This is a genomic window from Microbacterium sp. SWDP-B6, assembly GCF_059803615.1.
In genome coordinates this window covers 21,875-39,502 of sequence record NZ_JAPFGV010000012.1, presented here as the reverse complement: position 1 = coordinate 39,502, position 17,628 = coordinate 21,875, and the positions used below count along the sequence as shown (strand labels likewise).

General features: G+C 68.6%; 16 protein-coding genes. 5 read left to right on the top strand and 11 right to left on the bottom strand.

Annotation, left to right across the window (positions count from 1 at the left end; translation table 11 throughout):
* Nucleotides 1–76: 76 nt before the first annotated feature.
* Nucleotides 77–835: an SURF1 family protein gene (locus tag OPU70_RS14210; RefSeq protein WP_042539212.1), complete on the bottom strand. Its 759-nt coding sequence runs from the start codon at nt 833–835 to the stop codon at nt 77–79.
* A 57-nt stretch (nt 836–892) separates the two neighbouring features.
* A complete protein-coding gene (locus OPU70_RS14205; RefSeq protein ID WP_042539210.1) occupies nt 893–2,008 on the bottom strand; it encodes a GuaB3 family IMP dehydrogenase-related protein in 1,116 nt (371 codons plus the stop codon).
* A 76-nt stretch (nt 2,009–2,084) separates the two neighbouring features.
* On the opposite strand from OPU70_RS14205, the gene OPU70_RS14200 reads away from it, so the two are divergent.
* Nucleotides 2,085–3,164: an FAD-dependent oxidoreductase gene (locus OPU70_RS14200; RefSeq protein WP_079112378.1), complete on the top strand. Its 1,080-nt coding sequence runs from the start codon at nt 2,085–2,087 to the stop codon at nt 3,162–3,164.
* Between the two features lies 1 nt (nt 3,165).
* On the opposite strand, the gene OPU70_RS14195 is transcribed toward OPU70_RS14200, so the two are convergent.
* The 9 genes from OPU70_RS14195 to guaB all read right to left on the bottom strand — a co-directional run bounded on the left by OPU70_RS14195 (nt 3,166) and on the right by guaB (nt 13,114).
* A complete protein-coding gene (locus OPU70_RS14195) occupies nt 3,166–4,854 on the bottom strand; it encodes an ABC-F family ATP-binding cassette domain-containing protein (RefSeq protein ID WP_498558075.1) in 1,689 nt (562 codons plus the stop codon).
* A gap of 69 nt (nt 4,855–4,923) precedes the next feature.
* On the bottom strand, nt 4,924–6,708 hold the full coding sequence (locus OPU70_RS14190) for a PAS domain-containing sensor histidine kinase (RefSeq protein WP_498558074.1): 1,785 nt from the start codon (nt 6,706–6,708) through the stop codon (nt 4,924–4,926).
* Nucleotides 6,705–7,052, bottom strand: a complete 348-nt coding sequence (locus OPU70_RS14185; protein ID WP_498558073.1) for a response regulator — start codon at nt 7,050–7,052, stop codon at nt 6,705–6,707. Before OPU70_RS14185 ends, OPU70_RS14190 begins: the two co-directional genes overlap by 4 nt.
* Nucleotides 7,049–7,192 carry a hypothetical protein gene (locus OPU70_RS14180; protein WP_164481683.1) on the bottom strand — a complete coding sequence of 48 codons (144 nt, stop codon included), beginning with the start codon at nt 7,190–7,192 and terminating at the stop codon, nt 7,049–7,051. Before OPU70_RS14180 ends, OPU70_RS14185 begins: the two co-directional genes overlap by 4 nt.
* Entirely contained in the window at nt 7,189–8,691 is a 1,503-nt protein-coding gene (locus OPU70_RS14175; RefSeq protein ID WP_498558072.1) for a glycosyltransferase family 2 protein, read from the bottom strand. The genes OPU70_RS14180 and OPU70_RS14175 overlap by 4 nt, the downstream gene beginning before the upstream one ends.
* Nucleotides 8,676–9,389 carry a PHP domain-containing protein gene (locus OPU70_RS14170; RefSeq protein ID WP_498558071.1) on the bottom strand — a complete coding sequence of 238 codons (714 nt, stop codon included), beginning with the start codon at nt 9,387–9,389 and terminating at the stop codon, nt 8,676–8,678. Before OPU70_RS14170 ends, OPU70_RS14175 begins: the two co-directional genes overlap by 16 nt.
* Nucleotides 9,386–10,375 (bottom strand): ATP-grasp domain-containing protein, encoded by a 990-nt coding sequence (locus OPU70_RS14165; RefSeq protein WP_498558070.1) that lies wholly within the window; start codon nt 10,373–10,375, stop codon nt 9,386–9,388. The genes OPU70_RS14170 and OPU70_RS14165 overlap by 4 nt, the downstream gene beginning before the upstream one ends.
* Nucleotides 10,375–11,433: a response regulator gene (locus tag OPU70_RS14160; protein WP_228385657.1), complete on the bottom strand. Its 1,059-nt coding sequence runs from the start codon at nt 11,431–11,433 to the stop codon at nt 10,375–10,377. Before OPU70_RS14160 ends, OPU70_RS14165 begins: the two co-directional genes overlap by 1 nt.
* Nucleotides 11,434–11,611: 178 nt before the next feature.
* Complete coding sequence (gene guaB / locus OPU70_RS14155) at nt 11,612–13,114, bottom strand: IMP dehydrogenase (protein WP_056375811.1); 1,503 nt, start codon at nt 13,112–13,114, stop codon at nt 11,612–11,614.
* A 299-nt stretch (nt 13,115–13,413) separates the two neighbouring features.
* On the opposite strand from guaB, the gene OPU70_RS14150 reads away from it, so the two are divergent.
* The 4 genes from OPU70_RS14150 to OPU70_RS14135 are packed head-to-tail and all read left to right on the top strand — an operon-like array spanning nt 13,414 to nt 17,489.
* A complete protein-coding gene (locus OPU70_RS14150; protein ID WP_042539449.1) occupies nt 13,414–14,730 on the top strand; it encodes a branched-chain amino acid ABC transporter permease in 1,317 nt (438 codons plus the stop codon).
* 5 nt (nt 14,731–14,735) lie between these two features.
* A complete protein-coding gene (locus OPU70_RS14145; protein WP_042539192.1) occupies nt 14,736–15,713 on the top strand; it encodes a branched-chain amino acid ABC transporter permease in 978 nt (325 codons plus the stop codon).
* A gap of 46 nt (nt 15,714–15,759) precedes the next feature.
* A complete protein-coding gene (locus OPU70_RS14140) occupies nt 15,760–16,725 on the top strand; it encodes an ABC transporter ATP-binding protein (protein ID WP_042539447.1) in 966 nt (321 codons plus the stop codon).
* The gene (locus tag OPU70_RS14135; RefSeq protein ID WP_042539190.1) at nt 16,722–17,489 is read left to right on the top strand and encodes an ABC transporter ATP-binding protein; all 768 of its coding nucleotides are present in this window, start codon (nt 16,722–16,724) and stop codon (nt 17,487–17,489) included. The genes OPU70_RS14140 and OPU70_RS14135 overlap by 4 nt, the downstream gene beginning before the upstream one ends.
* Nucleotides 17,490–17,628: the final 139 nt, after the last annotated feature.

The following is a 17,628-nucleotide window of genomic DNA, read 5'->3' as shown; positions in this document are numbered from 1 at the left end:
GGCCCCTGACGAAGGTGGAATATCGCGTGGAGAAGCGCTCAGATGCGCGCGGCCGATCGCGCGAATGCGCGGTGACTCAGGCCGTCCCGCCGGTGCCGGCGGCTGCGTCCTCGAACTCCTCGACCTCGCGCTCCCACTGGTCCTTCGCGAGTCGGTACCAGAGGTAGAACGCGAACCCGGCGAAGATCGCCCATTCCGCCGCGTAGAAGATGTTCAGCCAGTTCACCGGCGACTGCTCGTCGGGCGCCGGTGACGAGATGTCGGTGAGACCCGCCGTCGCCGTGACGGAGGCCAAGTACGGCCGATAGACATCCAGGTCGTCGACGTCGTGCCAGTGGCTGAGGAGCGCCGCGGTCGACATCCGGTCCATGCGCTGCGGATCGTCCTTCGGCGGCAGGGAGGGGCCCTCGTCCGAGATGACGCGTCCGACGATCGATGCTTCTGCGTCGCCCTCGTTCAGCTCCGCCACGGCCGCATCGGCGACCGCGCGGTCGGCGGTCCAGCCGATCGCGACCGCTATCGACGTGCGCTCCGCGACTCGCAGCTGACCGGTCACCCAATAGCCTTCGACATCGTCGTTGAATCGGCTCGACACGATGAGGAAGTCATCGGGGATCCACGTTCCGGTCGTCTCGACCTTCTGCCCGACGAGCGGCTCCGGCAGATACTGCCCCGGCTCGACGACATCGGTCAGCGGCCGCACCTGCTCGGTCGCTCCGGCGGGCGGCGGATCGGTCTCGATGGCGCGTTCGAGCTGCCATTGGCCGAGCCACGCGAACACGCCGGCGACGACCAGGCACAGCACGAGCATCCCGATCCAGCGTCCCCGGAGCATGACCTCTCGGAGGGTCGGCGGGAACAGAGCAGGAGAAGTCACAGCGTCGTGCGTGCCTCAGGCCTCGTAGGGCGCGAGGACGACCTCGACCCGCTGGAACTCCTTGAGGTCGGAGTATCCGGTGGTGGCCATCGACTTGCGCAGCGCCCCGATCAGGTTCGACGTGCCGTCGGCGACGGGGGCAGGACCGTAGAGGATCTCCTCGAGCGTGCCGATGCCGCCGACCTCGACGCGGCGGCCGCGCGGGAGCTTGGGGTGGTGCGCTTCGGGACCCCAGTGGAAGCCGCGACCCGGTGCGTCCGTGGCGCGGGCGAGCGCGACGCCGAGCATGACCGCGTCGGCGCCCATCGCGAGCGCCTTGACGATGTCGCCGGAGGTGCCGACGCCGCCGTCTGCGATCACGTGCACGTAGCGTCCGCCGGACTCGTCGAGGTAGTCGCGACGGGCCGCGGCGACGTCCGAGACGGCCGTGGCCATCGGGGCATGGATGCCGAGCGTGGCCCGGGTGGTCGATGCCGCTCCCCCGCCGAATCCGACGAGGACGCCGGCCGCGCCCGTGCGCATGAGGTGCAGTGCCGCGGTGTAGGTGGCGGCTCCGCCGACGATGACGGGCACGTCGAGGTCGTAGATGAACTTCTTGAGGTTCAGCGGTTCGTCGACGCTCGAGACGTGCTCGGCCGACACCGTGGTGCCGCGGATGACGAACAGGTCGACGCCGGCCGCAGCGACGGTGTCGTAGAACTCCTGCGTGCGCTGCGGGGTCAGGGATCCGGCGACGGTCACGCCGGCCTCGCGGATCTCGGCGAGGCGCTGCGTGATGAGCGCCGGCTTGATCGGCTCGGAGTAGAGCTGCTGCATGCGGGCGGTCGCCTCGCCCTCGTCGAGGGCGGCGATCTCGGCGAGAAGCGGCTCGGGGTTCTCGTAGCGGGTCCACAGGCCCTCGAGGTCGAGGACGCCGAGTCCGCCGAGCTGCCCGAGCATGATCGCCGTCTGCGGGCTCACGACGGAGTCCATCGGGGCGCCGAGCACCGGGATGCCGAATCCGAAGGCGTCGATGGTCCAGGCCGTCGACACGTCCTCCGGGTTGCGGGTGCGCCTCGAGGGCACCACCGCGATGTCGTCGAACGTGTACGCGCGACGCGCACGCTTGCCTCGGCCGAGCTCGATCTCCATGGTCACCACTCCAGACTACCGGGCGCACGCGATGACACCGACGGCTGGGAGACTGAGAAGGAGCTCGGGAGGCAATATGTCGGATTCGATGGAGGTCGCCGTCATCGGCGGCGGCGTGATGGGCCTCGCGACCGCGTGGGAGCTCGCCCGGCGAGGGCTGAAGCCTGTCGTGTTCGACCGTTTCGCCCGCGGACACCACCAGGGGGCCTCGCACGGCGCGACACGCAACTTCAACAACGCCTACGACGAAGAGCACTACCTCGACCTGCTCGTGCGCGCGCGTGAGGGGTGGAATGCCCTGGGGCAGGTCGACGGCGAGCCGCTGCTGCGCCTCCATGGCCTCGTGACCCACGGCGATGTCGACGTCGCCGTGATCGAGCGGCGTCTGATCGATCGCGGCATCCACGCCGAGACGCTGACGGCCGGCGAGGCATCGTCTCGCTGGTCGGGCATGCGCTTCGGCGATGATGTGCTGTTCTCCCGCGATGCCGGTGTCGCCCGTGCATCCGCCGCGCTGGGTGAACTCGAACGACGCATCGTGGCCGCGGGAGGCGAGGTGCGCTGGGAGACCCCGGTGGCGCGCATCGAGGAGACCGACGAGGGCGTCGACATCATGCTGTCCGAAGAGCGGATGCGGGCAGACGTCGCCGTCGTCACGGTCGGCGCCTGGACAGAGCGGATGCTGCCCGGCATCCGCCTGCCTCGGCTGGAGGTCACCGAGGAGTTCCCCGCGCACTTCCGCCCCAGAGGGGACGACGTGTGGCCGTCGTTCAATCACTACGTCGACCCCGACCTCCACCCGGCGACGGTCTACGGCATGCCGACGCCCGGCGAGGGCGTCAAGGTCGGCTTCCACCGCGTGGGCGACGTCGTCGACCCCGATGCCCGTCCGCACGCGGTCACGCACGCGGGGGCTCTCGCGGACTACGTGCGCGAGTGGATGCCGGGTCTCGACCCGGCATCCGCCGTTCCCGTCAGCTGCACCTACACCTCGACGGATGACAGCGCCTTCGTGCTCGATCGGCGCGGACGGATCGTGGTGGGTGCAGGCTTCTCGGGTCACGGGTTCAAGTTCGCACCGGGGGTCGGCGCGACGCTCGCAGACCTGGCGCTGGACCCGACGGCACTCGCGGCTGCGCCCTTCCGCCTGTCCTGACTCAGCGCGCCCGCGCCACCCGACGCTCATCCCACACCGGAGCGTCGGACTCGTACACCTCTCCGTCTGACCCGAACACGAGGAACCGGTCGAACGAGCGCGCGAACCAGCGATCGTGGGTGACCGCGAGCACGGTTCCCTCGAAGCGCTGCAGGGCGTCTTCAAGGGCCTCCGCCGACTCGATGTCGAGGTTGTCCGTCGGCTCGTCGAGCAGCAGCAGCGTCGCGCCGGAGAGCTCGAGCAGCAGCACCTGGAACCGCGCCTGCTGCCCGCCGGAGAGCGATTCGAAGGCCTGCTGCGCCTGGCGGACGAGTCCGTACCGGTCGAGCGCCGAGCTGGCTGCGTCCCTCGGCATCCCCGCTCGCCGCTCGTCGCCTCTGTGCAGGATCTCGAGCAGAGTGCGGCCGACGAATTCCGGATGCGCATGCGTCTGGGCGAACAGCCCCGGCACGACGCGCGCGCCGAGCGTGGCCCGCCCGCTGTGATCGACGGGAGCCAGCTGCTCCCCCGTGGATGTCACGTGGCCCAGCGACGGATCCGGGTCGCTGCCTCCGCGCGCGAGCAGGCGGAGGAAGTGCGACTTGCCCGAGCCGTTCGACCCGAGCACCGCCACCCGATCGCCGTACCAGACCTCGGCATCGAACGGCCGCATCAGGCCGCTGAGCTCGAGCCGCTGCGCGACCACCGCGCGTTTGCCGGTGCGTGCTCCGCGCAGTCGCATGTCGAAGTCCTGAGCCGGCGGCCGCTCCTCCGGCGGGCCCGCCTCCTCGAACTTGCGCAGACGGGTCTGCGCCGCCTGATACCGCGACGCGAACCCGTCGTTCGCCGATGCCTTGACCTTGAGGTTCGCGACGAGGGTGCGCAGCTTCTCATGCTGCTCGTCCCACCGACGGCGGAGCTCGTCGAGCCTGTCCATGCGGTCGCTGCGCGCCTGGTGGTAGGTTGCGAACCCGCCACCGTGCACCCATGCCGAAGCACCGGCACCGCCGGGTTCGAGAGTGATCAGGCGGTCGACCGCCCGCGCCAGCAGCTCCCGATCGTGCGAGACGAGCAGCACGGTCTTCGGCGTCTGTCTCAGCTGCTCCTCGAGCCAGCGCTTCGTGGGCACGTCGAGGTAGTTGTCGGGCTCGTCGAGCAGCAGCACCTCGTCCGGTCCGCGCAGCAGCGCCTCCAGAGCGAGCCGCTTCTGCTCGCCGCCCGACAGCGTCGTGAGGTCGCGGAACCGCGCACGCTCGTAGGGCACGCCGAGAGCGGCGACCGTGCACTGATCCCACACGGTCTCGTGCTCGTACCCGCCGGCGTCCGCGTACTCCGCGATCGCCGTCGCGTAGGCCATCTGGGTGTCGTGCTCATCCCGTTCGATCAGCGCGTCCTCCGCCGCCTCGAGAGCCACCGCCGCCTGACGGATGCGCCGAGGCGCCACCCTCACGAGCAGCTCGTGAACGGTCTGGCCGGCCTCGCCGTGGCCGACGAACTGATCCATCACACCGAGCCCGCCGTCGATCGTCACGACCCCGGCGTCTGCGGCCTGATCGCCTCGGATGATGCGGAGCAGCGTCGTCTTGCCTGCCCCGTTGGGTCCGATGAGCGCGCTCGTCGAACCGGCTCCGACGCGGAACGCCGTCTCGTCCAACAGCGGTCTGCCGTCAGGAAGGGTCAGCGAGACCCCTGCAACATCTATGTATCCCACCGTGCGTGGCCGTCCTTCCGCCCGCATGGCGAGCCGACCAGGCTATCAGCTGCCGGAGCCGACGGCGGGTCAGGAGCGACGGCCGACCACCTGGATCGCCTCGGTGCGGGGCGCCACCGGGAGAAGCATCCGGAACTCGGTGCCGACGCCCTCCCTGCTCGTCACATCCATCGAGCCGCCGTGGGCGAGCACGATCGCCCGAGTGATCGTGAGCCCCAGCCCGACGCCGGGCACCGCGTTCCGGGTCGCGGTCGACGCGCGGAAGAACCGGGTGAACAGCATGCCCTGCTCGTCTTCGGGGATCCCCACGCCGGTGTCGCGCACCGCGAGCTCGACGGCTCCGTCGACCTCGCGCAGGCTCGCGGTCACCCGCCCTCCCGCCGCGGTGAACTTGATCGCGTTCGACAGCAGATTGTCGAGGGCCTGCCCGATGCGTCCCGAATCCACGGTCATCAGCACCGGACTCGTCGGGACCTCGGCGAGGATCTCGATGCCCTGCCGCTGCGCGTGCGGCCCCGAAGACGCGACGGCGCTGCGCACCAGCTCGGCGACGTCGGCTTCTCGGCGTTCGAGCGGGAAGCGACCGGACTCGACCTGGGCGGTGAAGAGCAGGTCGCCGACGAGATTCAGCAGCCGCTGCGCGTTGCGCTCGATGATGTCGACGAACTCCTGCTGATCCGACGTGAGCGGCTGGGCCGGATCGTTCTGCAGGAGGTCGAGGAATCCGATGATCGCGCTCAGCGGTGTGCGCAGCTCGTGCGAGATCATCCCGACGAACTCGTCCTTCATGCGTGCGACCTCGACCGCCCGGGTCTCGTCCGTGATCACCAGCAGATAGCCATGTCGCGAACCGTCGGAGTCCTGGTAGGGGGTGACGGTGACACGGGCGGGGACCGTCGACCCGCCCTCCCTCGCCACGTCGATGTGCGAATCCACCGGCAGCCCGGCGTCAGCGTCGTCGAAGAGTGCGCGCAGCCCGGGGTGGAGCTCATCGCCCGGCGTCGACCCATGCTCGGGGACGAACGGGGCGAGCGCGTGCGAGGGGAAGAACCGGTCGACCTGCACCGCGGCGAGCGCATCGGGCACCTCCATGCCGAGCAGCCGCACAGCGCCCGGATTCCAGGCCGTGATGGTTCCGTGGTTGTCGGTGGCGATGACGGCCTGTCCGGTGATCGAGTTCCACAGGCTCGTGAAGGACTCGGAGAGCGCGCGGTACTGCTGCTCGCTCGACTTCAGCTGCTCGAGGATCTCCTCGTTGGCCGCCAGGGCCGCCGTGCGCTCGACGACGTGGGCCTCGGCCTGGGTGGTGCGAAGACGCTGCTGGCGCGACAGCTCGTTGACGATGGCCCCCACCGTCGCGAAGACCAGCGGACCGATCACACCGCGCAGCCAATCGGCCGGGGCCTCCGGCGGGTCGATGAGGTTCGGCATGACCAGGGCGATCGACGAGAGGACCCCCACGATGACGACCTGCCTGCGACCGGGAGCGGCGGCGATCCAGACCACGGGGAGGAGGACGAACGAGGAGAAGAGCGATGCCGGCCCTCCGGTGCCGGTCCGGATGGCTCCCAGTGCGACGATGTCGATCATCGGGATGAGCATCACGATCCAGCCTTCGTACACACCTCGCACCGAGAGCACGGCCGCAAGCGCTGTGACGGCGGCGATGGTGACGAGCCCGAAGATCGCGACCGCCGTGTCCGTCACCGGGATCCCCGGGACGGTCCACATGAGCACGGCCGCGATGGCGACCGCGATCGCCGTCGGCCCCTGCTTCATCAGCGGCGTCGGGTTGTCGAAGTAGCGGCGCCAGCTGCGCTCCATCGACTGCTGCACGGTGCTGGTCGGAGTCATCGTGTCGCTTCTCGCAGGAGCGCTCGCAGATCCGCACCGATGATCGGCTTGGGAAGCGCGGCATCGGCGTCGGGGTAGTCCGCGACGTCGAGCACCGAGCTCACGATGAGGAAGCATTCGGGGAAGCGGGTCTTGATGAGACGCGCCAGCTCCGTCCCGCTGATGCCGGGGAGCAGCAGGTCGAGCACCGTGACGGCCGGAGAGATCGTCGCGAACGCAGCGATCGCCGTCTCGGCATCCGCCGCTGCGAACACGTCGAACCCCTCGCGGTCGAGGTAGCGCTTCAGCAGCGCCGTCTGGTCTGCGCTGTCCTCGACCACGAGGGCCAGCGGCCGCGCGGTCATCGCAGGAACAGCTCTCGCACGATCACGATGACGACGACGATGCCCATGGCGAGGAGCGCCTGCGGGATCAGGAGCTTCTCGCGGCGGGCGTCGGCGGCGATCTCCTCCTCCTCGGCGCTTCTCGAAGGTGCTTCGGTCATGAGTCGACCCGTCCGATCTTCTCGGTCTTGATCCATGCGGCGTCGGCGTGGCGCCACTCTTTGATATACGAATCCACGGTGATGGCGCACAGAAGCGACCCATACCCGCAGACGTGGAGCAGGAGGCCGGCGAAGAAGCGGCCGCCCGGCAGTCGCTCCACCGCGCGTGCGAGCCAGATGCCGAGCATCGAGATCGGCCCCCAGAGATAGAAGATGACCGCCCAGGTGAACCGGGTCTCATCCGTAACGGCGATTCCGAGGTCGCTCAGCCCCGCCTCGAACAGCCAGGGGAACAGCGCGATCGCCATCAGGATGAGAGCCCCGAGTCCGGGGAACATCAGCGCCTCGCGCCACGATTGACGGCCGATCCGCCCGTCGAGCTGCACCGCGTAGAGCATCGAGTACAGATAGATGCAGGCTGCGGAGATCCACATGAACCGGAAGACGAACTCGGCGACGTCGCTGTGCAGGACGAGCAGCACGAGCAGCGCCGTGGCGGCGAGGATCATGAACGCCGGCAGCAGCAGGATGGTGAACCACGCGAGACCGAACGCGAAGCTGCCCAGGTTGTGCACGCGGCTGGGTCGGAACCAGAGATGGCGGTAGATCGAGGTCAGCTGCACGTTGCCTCTCGCCCACCGCAGGCGCTGCTTCCAGAGGCTGTCGATGGTGCGGGGCTCCTCGGCGAGCACGACCGCGTGGGGCTCGAAGACCATACGGCGCCCCGCCAGCTGACCCTCGAACGTCGTCATCGTGTCTTCGGCGAGCGTGCCGGTCGGGATCCGACCGCCGATGGCTTCGAGGTTCGCCCGCGAATGCAGCTGCGCGCCGCCGGCCAGGCACGCGATCGCTCCCCCGACGTTCTGGGTGCGCCGGGCCGAGAGCTGTCCGATGACATACTCGATCGCGATGAACCGGGTGAGGTAGTTGCGGTCGCGGCTGCCCTCGGCGATGTAGGCCGTGACGGCCCCGACCTTCTCGTCGGCCAGGTGCCGGCTCATCTTCCGCAGCGAGTCCCGCGCGAAGATCACGTCGGCGTCCATGATCAGGACCGCTTCGGTCCACTCGTCCGCGAGCACGATGTCGAGCCCGTGATTCAGCGTGTGCGCCTTGCCCTCGCCGCCCTTGTCGCGACGCAGGTGCACGACGCGTCCGGGGTACGCCGCAGCCTTCGCCGCGACCACCTCCGGGGTGTCATCGGTCGACGCATCGTCGATGACGAAGATCCGCAGCCGGTCGGCCGGGTACTCCAGCTGCGTGAGGCGTTCGATCGCCTGCCCGAGCACGAGCCCCTCGTTCCAGGCGGGGATCAGCACGGCGATGCGGGGGTGGTGCGGAGCTGCCTTGCCGTAGTGGTTGCGGAAGGCATGGATCGGGAGCACGAGGAACTGCAGGCCCGTGTTGATGACAGGCAGCGTTCCGACCAGCACGCAGAGGAGCAGGAACACGACGACGACGGTCTCGACCCAGTTCAGCTCGGGCATCAGCGAGCCCTCCATCCGTCGAGGATCTCCACCACGCGCGAATAGCGTCCGACATCGGAGGCCACATGGCTGTCGGTCGACGCGACGATCTCGGCGCCGGCGCCGTGCAGCGCGTCGAGAAGCGGGATACCGGGGCACCCCCACTTCTCGTTCACCTCGACGATCGTGTCGGTCTCGGCCGCCGTCTTCGCCCAGGCCGCGATGCGATCGGCACCGAGGTCGTTCTCGGAGAGACCGATCTTGGGCAGGATCGAGAAGCAGTGCGCCAGCTGGTTCCCCGGGTGGCGGCGCATGGCCGAGATCAGCGCGGAGACCAGCTGATCGAGCGCGTCCTCCAGAGCCCAGCCGCCCTCGATCCGCTCTCGGACGACGCTCGGACCGAGCGGTCCGTCGACGCCGGGGAACTGATGATCGGCGATCAGGATGCGGTCGATCCCGGTGGGCAGCTCGGGGATGTCGAGGTCACCCGAGGCATCGAGGATCTTCGCCTCCACCCCGGTCAGCACGGTGAGACCGTCGGGCACCTGCAGCGACCGCACGGCCGCGAGATAGTCGGGCACCCAGGGTGTGGATCGGCGCACATGGTCGACCAGGCGCACGGTGGCGAGCCCCGCCGCGGATGCCGCCGCGACGTTCTCGGCGAGAGTCGAGACCGCGTCGTCCGAGAACGTCGAATGCACGTGATGATCGCCTCGGAGCAGCGCGTGAGTCACAGCTCCTCCTGATGCCCCGCGTGCGCGGAGACGAGGACCTCGTCGACGTCGAGGATCACGTCCTCGAGGAACCGCACCGAGGCGACCTCGCGGAAAGGGATCGTCGACGGGATCTCACGCCCCAGGAACAGATCGGCGACGAGCGAGGGGATGTCGACGCCTGCGGCGATCGTGAGCGGAAGAGCCCCCGGGAACCGCGGATTGACCTCGAGCAGCACGGCACGGCCTGCGCGGTCCCGCCGGAGCTGCACGTTGGCGACGCCCACGAGTCCGATGGCACGCGCGATCGACGCCGCGGCGCTCTCGAGCTCTTCGTCGTGCACCGTGCGTCCGGCGATCGCGACACCCGAGTCGACCCTGGCGCGGGTGCGCGGCACAGCCGCCACCACCGCACCCGAGGCGTCTGCGATCACATCCACCGAGTACTCCTCGCCGGGGAGGAAGTCCTGCACGATGAGTCCCTCATCCTCGGGCAGCGCGTCGAGCGCCGCGCGGTCGGGGACGACTCGCACGCCACGGCTGCCCGCACCCTGGCGAGGCTTGGCGAAGGCCGGGAACTCCCAGTCGACCGCCCGGGCGTCGGGACCCGCGAGCACGGTGCGCGGGGTGAGCCCCGTCGCCTCGCAGCGCTCGGCGAGCAGCAGCTTGTCGAGCGCCACCGAGAGCGTGTCCTGCGAGGGCGCGGCGAGCACGGCCGGGGCCAGCTCGTCGCGTCGGCCGGCGAGTGCCGCGAGCTCGACATCCACCGTGGAGATCACGAGGTCGAGTCGGTCCTCCTCGACCATGCGGGCGATCGTCGAGACGAATTCCTCGTCGCGCCCCGGTGGCACGAGACGCCGGTGCGTCGGCGGGACGAGGTAGATCCCGCTGGCCCAGCCGTCCATGTCGGCCGCGAAGACCTCGAGGTCGGATCGGCGCAGGAGCGAGCGGATCACGGCCACGCCGGCAGGGCCTCCTGCACCGGTCACCAGCACGCGCGCGGTCATCAGCTCTCCCTTCGAGTGAGCTCGTGGGCGCCGATGAACTCGGCGGTCTCGCGCACGACCTCGAGCGGCTCCACGGCCGCTCCGCCGCCGAAACGCGACCAGTATCGAGCGGTGGCCGTCACGAAGTCGGGGTCCAGGTAGTCGCGCGTCGCCGTCTGCGAGCCGAAGCACTCGAGCAGGCGCAGCTTCTGAGCGATGTACTGATCGATCCGCACGAAGCGCGTCGGACGGAAGTCGATGGTGGCCGAGGGGCTCTGGTAGCAGGCGACGGTGCCGACCCTGCGGGTCGCGGCGATCGTCGCCTCGCTCACGGCGCGGTGATCCTGGTGACGGTCGTTGGACGAGTGGGTGTAGACGATCGTCGGCTGCACCTCCTGAACGACCTCCTCGATCAACCGCACGGTGGCACCGCCGCCGGAGATCTCGGTGTCCACGAGGTCTTTCACGAACAGGCGCGCGTCGAGGATCTCGGCCGAGGCGAGCGACTCGTGCTGCCGACTGTCGGCGTCTCCACCGCGCGCACCGCGCGAGAGGGTGAGGATGGTGATCGAGTCGCCGGCCTGGGCGTGCGCCGCGAGGATCCCGCCCACGCCGATCTCGACATCGTCGGGGTGCGCGCCGATGGCGAGCACGACCTCTTTGGTGCGGCCGGCTTCACGTCGCGCGCGGCCCTCGGTCGCCAGCCGCTGCACGGCCTCGACGAGCTTCAGATTGTCGAGCGGCTTCGTGAGGAACTCGTCGGCCTGCGCGCGCAGGGCCGACACCGCGTACTCGACCGAGACGTGCGCGGTCATCACGATCACAGGCAGCAGGGGATCATTGCGACGCAGCTCTGCCAGCAGCTCGAGCCCGTCGAGACCGGGCATCTCGATGTCGGTGACGACGACGTCAGGGGTGAAGGTCTCGAGTCGCTCGACGGCAGACTGCCCGTCGTGCGCGACCGCGACCTCACAGCCGGCCCGCCTCTCGAGCACGGTCTTCACGAGCAGGGCGACGTCAGGGTCGTCATCGACGACGAGGACGCGGGGAGCATCCTGGGGCATATCTGCGGCTCTCATTGGGGAAGTCCCCTGCCGATCAGCGTCCGGCATGTCACTCCCTGCGCCCTTCGCGCCGAGAGCTCGAGGGGAAGTCGAGCGGGTGTCTCTAAATACTGGCATATCAATAGACCGCAACGACCGCGCAGCACGACAGAGGGCCGGATGCTGTCGCATCCGGCCCTCTGTCTCTTCTGTCTCAGCGCTTGTAGTTCGGCGCCTCGACCACGATCTGCACGTCGTGCGGGTGCGACTCCTTGAGCCCTGCCGCGGTGATGCGCACGAACTTGCCGCGCTGCTTGAGCTCTTCGATGGTGCGCGCACCGACGTAGAACATCGACTGGCGCAGTCCGCCGACGAGCTGGTAGGCGACGGCCCCGACAGGACCGCGATACGGCACCTGACCCTCGATGCCCTCGGGGATGAGCTTGTCGTCGCTCGGCACGTCGGCCTGGAAGTAGCGGTCCTTGGAATACGAGGTCTGCTTGCCGCGTGTCTGCATCGCTCCGAGCGAGCCCATTCCGCGGTACTGCTTGAACTGCTTGCCCGACTGGAACACGATCTCGCCCGGCGACTCGTCGGTGCCGGCGAGCAGCGAGCCGAGCATCACGGCGTCAGCACCGGCGACGAGGGCCTTGGCGATGTCGCCCGAGTACTGCAGTCCGCCGTCGGCGATCACGGGCACACCGGCGGGGCGTGCCGCGAGCGATGCCTCGTACACGGCGGTGACCTGGGGCACGCCGACGCCCGCGACGACACGCGTGGTGCAGATGGAGCCGGGTCCGACGCCGACCTTGACGGCGTCGACGCCCGCGTCGACGAGCGCCTGAGCGCCCTCGCGGGTCGCGACGTTTCCGCCGATCACATCGATGTGCGCGAAGCTCTCGTCGGCCTTGAGCCGCTTGACGAGGTCGATCACGCCCTGAGACTGGCCGTTGGCCGTGTCGACCACGAGAACGTCGACGCCGGCATCGCGCAGCGCCTCCGCGCGCTCCCAGGCGTCTCCGAAGAACCCGATGGCCGCGCCGACGCGCAGGCGACCCTGGTCGTCCTTCGTCGCCAGCGGGTACTTCTCGCTCTTGTCGAAGTCCTTGATGGTGATGAGGCCGGCGAGCCTGCCGTCGTCGTCGATGAGCGGCAGCTTCTCGACGCGGTGGTGCGCGAAGAGCGCGATGACCTCGCCCGCGGCCACGCCCACCGGTGCGGTGACGAGTCCCTCCGACGTCATGACGTCCTTCACGAAGGTGGTCTGACGCTCGAAACCCGACACGAACCGCATGTCGCGGTTGGTGATGATGCCGACGAGACGGCCGTCGGGGTCGACGACAGGAAGGCCCGAGATGCGGTACTTGGCGCAGAGCGCGTCGACCTCTTCGACGGTCGCATCCGGCGACGTCGTGATCGGGTCGGTGATCATGCCCGACTCGCTGCGCTTGACGCGGTCCACGTGCGCGGCCTGATCGGCGATCGAGAGGTTGCGGTGCAGGATGCCGATGCCGCCCTCTCGTGCCATCGCGATGGCCATCCGAGACTCGGTGACGGTGTCCATCGCGCTGGACAGCAGCGGTGTCGCGACCGAGATCCGGCGGGTGATCCGCGACGAGGTGTCGGCCTCGCTGGGGATGACGTCGGTGTGCCCCGGGAGGAGCAGCACGTCGTCGTACGTGAGTCCGACGAAGCCGAAGGGGTCGTGCTGGTCCATGGATTGTCCTCCTGCGGGCGCGATCTGGGGGCGAGGGTGTACCAATTCTAAGCGTCGGGACCCTGAGGAAATTCCCGGCCGTCGCGCGCTCCCGCGCAGCACGACACGCGGAGACGCTCCGGATTCGCAACTTCGTGATGGGATCGTTCTCACCGTGAGCAGATCGTGCCTTGGTTGAAACAGAGCCGACACATTACGCTCATACCGTCGTACATCAGGGCCGATGCACAACTCCGTCATGGCCTGTGTACTGGGCTGGAGGTTCTGTGCGTCCGACGATCTCGGCGAATCGAAGCGGAATGCGGTGGGTCATCATCCTGCTCGCGTCGCTCCTCGCCATCGCTTTCCTGTGGTTGCAGCCTCCTGCAGCGGCCTCCGCCGAAGAGACGGACGACGGGCAGGAGATCACCGACTTCTACTTCGCCGGCGTCATCACCTTCGACGACGACCCGGTCGAAGGCGTCGTCATGACGATCGAGGGCGGCGGCTTCGAGGGCGAGACCGAGACCGACGCAGAGGGCAAGTGGCGCCTGTACGTGCCCGAGAAGGACACCTACACGCTCACCGTCGACGAGGAGACGCTCCCCGACGGTGTGATCGTCGACGCGGCGCAGCTGCCGGAGGGCACTCAGCCCATCGCCGGCACGACGGCGTCGTTCGAGGTCGAGTTCGGTCTGACCGGCACCAAGATCCTCAACCTCTTCCTCGGCGAGGGCGAGAGGATGACGACGTCCTTCATCGATCAGCTCCTCTCGCGTCTCGTGGGCGGTCTGAACTTCGGTCTGCTGCTCGCACTCGCCTCGATGGGCGCCGCGCTCATCTACGGCACCACCCGGCTGTCGAACTTCGCGCACGCCGAGATGGTCACCTGGGGCGGCCTGGTCGCCCTCGTGACGACGAGCTTCTGGCATCTGCCGCTGTGGCTCGGGATCATCGCGGCTGTCATCGGCGGCGGCCTCTTCGGCTGGGCACTGGACGCCGGCATCTGGCGTCCCCTGCGAAGACGAGGGCTCGGGGTCGTGCAGCTGATGATCGTCAGCATCGGCCTGTCCCTCGCCCTGCGCTACGCCTTCCAGTACATGATCGGCGGCGGCACCCGTCAGCTTCCCGGTGCCAGCCCCGAGCCCTTCCGGTTCGGTCCGATCTCGCTGTCGTACATCGACCTGATCGGAATCGTCGTCAGCATCGTCGTGATCGTCGGGGTCGCGTTCTTCCTCACACGCACCCGCATCGGCAAGGCCACCAGGGCGATCTCCGACAACCCGCAGCTCGCGGCCGCGTCGGGCATCGACGTCGACAAGGTCGTTCGCTACGTCTGGATCCTGTCCGGCACCCTCGCGGCGATCTCCGGCATCCTCTGGGCGTACTTCCGCCCCGGTGTGAAGTGGGACATGGGCATGCAGATGCTGCTGCTCATCTTCGCCGCCATCACCCTCGGCGGCCTCGGCACCGCGTTCGGCGCGCTCGTCGGCTCCCTCATCGTCGGCATCGCGGTCGAGGTCTCCACCCTCTGGATCCCCTCGGATCTGAAGTATGCGAGCGCCCTGGTCGTGCTCATCGTGATCCTCCTCGTCAGACCGCAGGGCCTGCTGGGACGCAGGGAAAGGTTGGGCTGATCGCCATGGATTTCGGAAGCATCTTCTCGAACACAGCCGCTTATCTGTTCAGCCCCGTCACCCTGGCGTACGCTCTGGCGGCGACCGGTCTGGCCGTGCACTTCGGATACGCGGGACTCCTCAACTTCGGTATGGCCGCCTTCATGGCCATCGGCGGTTACGGCTACGCCATCTCGGTGCTGACCTTCGGTCTCCCCTGGTGGATCGGCATGCTGATCGGCCTGCTCGGCGGCGCGCTGTTCGCCGTCCTCCTCGGCATCCCGACGCTGCGGCTGCGAGCCGACTACCTCGCCATCGCGACGATCGCGGCCGGTGAGATCGTGCGGCTGCTCTTCACCACCCAGATCTTCGACGAGTACACCAACTCGGCCGACGGTCTCGCGCAGTTCAACGGCGGGTTCCGCGATGCCAACCCCTTCCCACCGGGCACCTACGGGTTCGGGCCGTGGACCTACAGCGCGAACGACCTGTGGAACCGCGTGTTCGGACTCCTCGTGCTGCTCGTCGCGATCCTGCTGGTCTGGTCGCTCATGCGCAGCCCGTGGGGGCGCGTGCTCAAGGGCATCCGTGAGGACGAGGACGCCGTGCGCTCGCTCGGCAAGAACGTCTTCGCCTACAAGATGCAGGCGCTCGTGGTCGGTGGTGTGATCGGCGCGGCCGGAGGGATCGTGTTCGTCCTCCCGTCGGCTGTGGTCCCCGGCAGCTACACGACCTCGCTCACGTTCTTCCTGTGGACCGCCCTGCTGCTCGGTGGAGCAGCCACGGTGTTCGGCCCGACGCTGGGCGCGATCCTCTTCTGGGTCGTGTTCGCGTTCATGGCCAACCTGCTGCCGTCCATGGCGAAGGCGGGAATCCTGCCGATGTCCGACAGCCAGGCCTCGACCCTGGTGTTCATCTTCGTCGGCATCGCCCTGATGCTGCTCGTGATCTTCCGACCTCAGGGCATCCTCGGAGACAAGAGGGAGATGACCTTTGTCAAATGAACTGACCCCCGACGAGAGCGCCGAGACGGCGCCCGCAACCGGGAGCATCCGACGCCCCAAGACCACCGGTCTCGCGAAGGGCCCCGCCGCCCCCGGCGTGCCGAAGGTCGATCCGATCCTCGTGGCAGACGCCGTGCAGCGACGCTTCGGCGGCCTGACCGCCGTCGACGTCGATCACGTCGAGATCCCGCGCGGCGCGATCACCGCGCTGATCGGTCCGAACGGCGCGGGCAAGACGACGCTGTTCAACCTGCTGTGCGGGTTCGACAAACCCAACGCCGGCACCTGGTCGTTCGACGGGGTGAGCCTCTCGGGCGTCCCCTCGTTCAAGGTGGCGCGCATGGGACAGGTGCGCACGTTCCAGCTGACCAAGTCGCTGTCGCTCCTCACGGTGCTCGAGAACATGAAGCTCGGGGCTCCGGGCCAGCGCGGCGAGGGCTTCTGGTCGAGCCTCTTCCCGTTCCTGTGGCGCAAGCAGGACCAGGAGATCGAGGGCAAGGCGCGCGAGCTGCTCGCCCGCTTCAAGCTCGATGCCAAGGAGAAGGACTTCGCCGCATCGCTCTCGGGCGGGCAGCGCAAGCTCCTCGAGATGGCCCGCGCTCTGATGAGCGACCCGACCCTGGTGATGCTCGACGAGCCGATGGCCGGTGTCAACCCGGCCCTCACGCAGTCGCTGCTCGACCACATCCTCGATCTCAAGGGCCTCGGGATGACCGTGCTGTTCGTCGAGCACGACATGCACATGGTCCGCCACATCGCGGACTGGGTCGTGGTCATGGCGGAGGGTCGCATCGTCGCCGAGGGACCCCCGGACGAGGTCATGGAAGACCCCGCGGTGGTCGACGCCTACCTCGGCGCGCACCAGGATCTCGATCTCGGTGCCGTCACCGGTCGCATCCCCGTGATCGAGAATGCCGCAGCCGCCAAGCTCCGCGAGCAGATCGAAGCAGAAGCCGAGGCGGAGCTCGAAGCGACGAGCACCCGCGATTCCGACCAGAAGGGCACCGCATGAGCGCCGCCACCCCCGCAGCGTCGTCGCCGTCACCCGACGACATCGTCGTCGAGCTCAAGGACGTGCACGCCGGATACCTCCCCGGAGTGAACATCCTCAACGGCGCGAACCTGGTCGCACGTCAAGGAGAGCTGATCGGCATCATCGGCCCCAACGGCGCGGGCAAGTCGACCCTGCTGAAGGCGATCTTCGGCATGGTCAACATCCGCGGCGGCGACGTCACCCTGAACGGGGACAGCATCGTCGGGTTGAAGGCAGACAAGCTCGTCAAACGCGGCGTCGCCTTCGTGCCGCAGACGAACAACGTCTTCCCCTCGCTCTCGATCGAGGAGAACCTGCAGATGGGGCTCTACCAGAACCCCAAGATCTACGCAGAGCGCCTCGAGTTCGTCACCGGCATCTTCGCCGAGCTCGGCAAGCGCCTCAAGCAGCGCGCGGGCTCGCTCTCGGGCGGTGAGCGCCAGATGGTGGCGATGTCGCGGGCGCTCATGATGGACCCGTCGGTGCTGCTGCTCGACGAGCCCTCCGCCGGCCTCTCCCCCGTGCGCCAGGACGACGCGTTCATCCGCGTCTCCGACATCAACAAGGCGGGAGTGACCACGATCATGGTCGAGCAGAACGCACGTCGCTGCCTGCAGATCTGCGACCGCGGCTACGTGCTCGACCAGGGCAAGGACGCGTACGAGGGCACAGGGCGCGACCTGCTGAACGATCCGAAGGTCATCGGCCTCTACCTCGGCACGCTCGGCACCGACGCCGCCTGAGGCGGCAGACAGAGAGAAGGGGCGGATGCTGCGGCATCCGCCCCTTCTCTCTGTCTGCGGCTCTGTCCGGGTCTCAGTCCGGGCCTGCGGGACGGGGGGGTCGGCCACGCTCGGTGGCCCCCGTGCCCTTCGCAGGTGC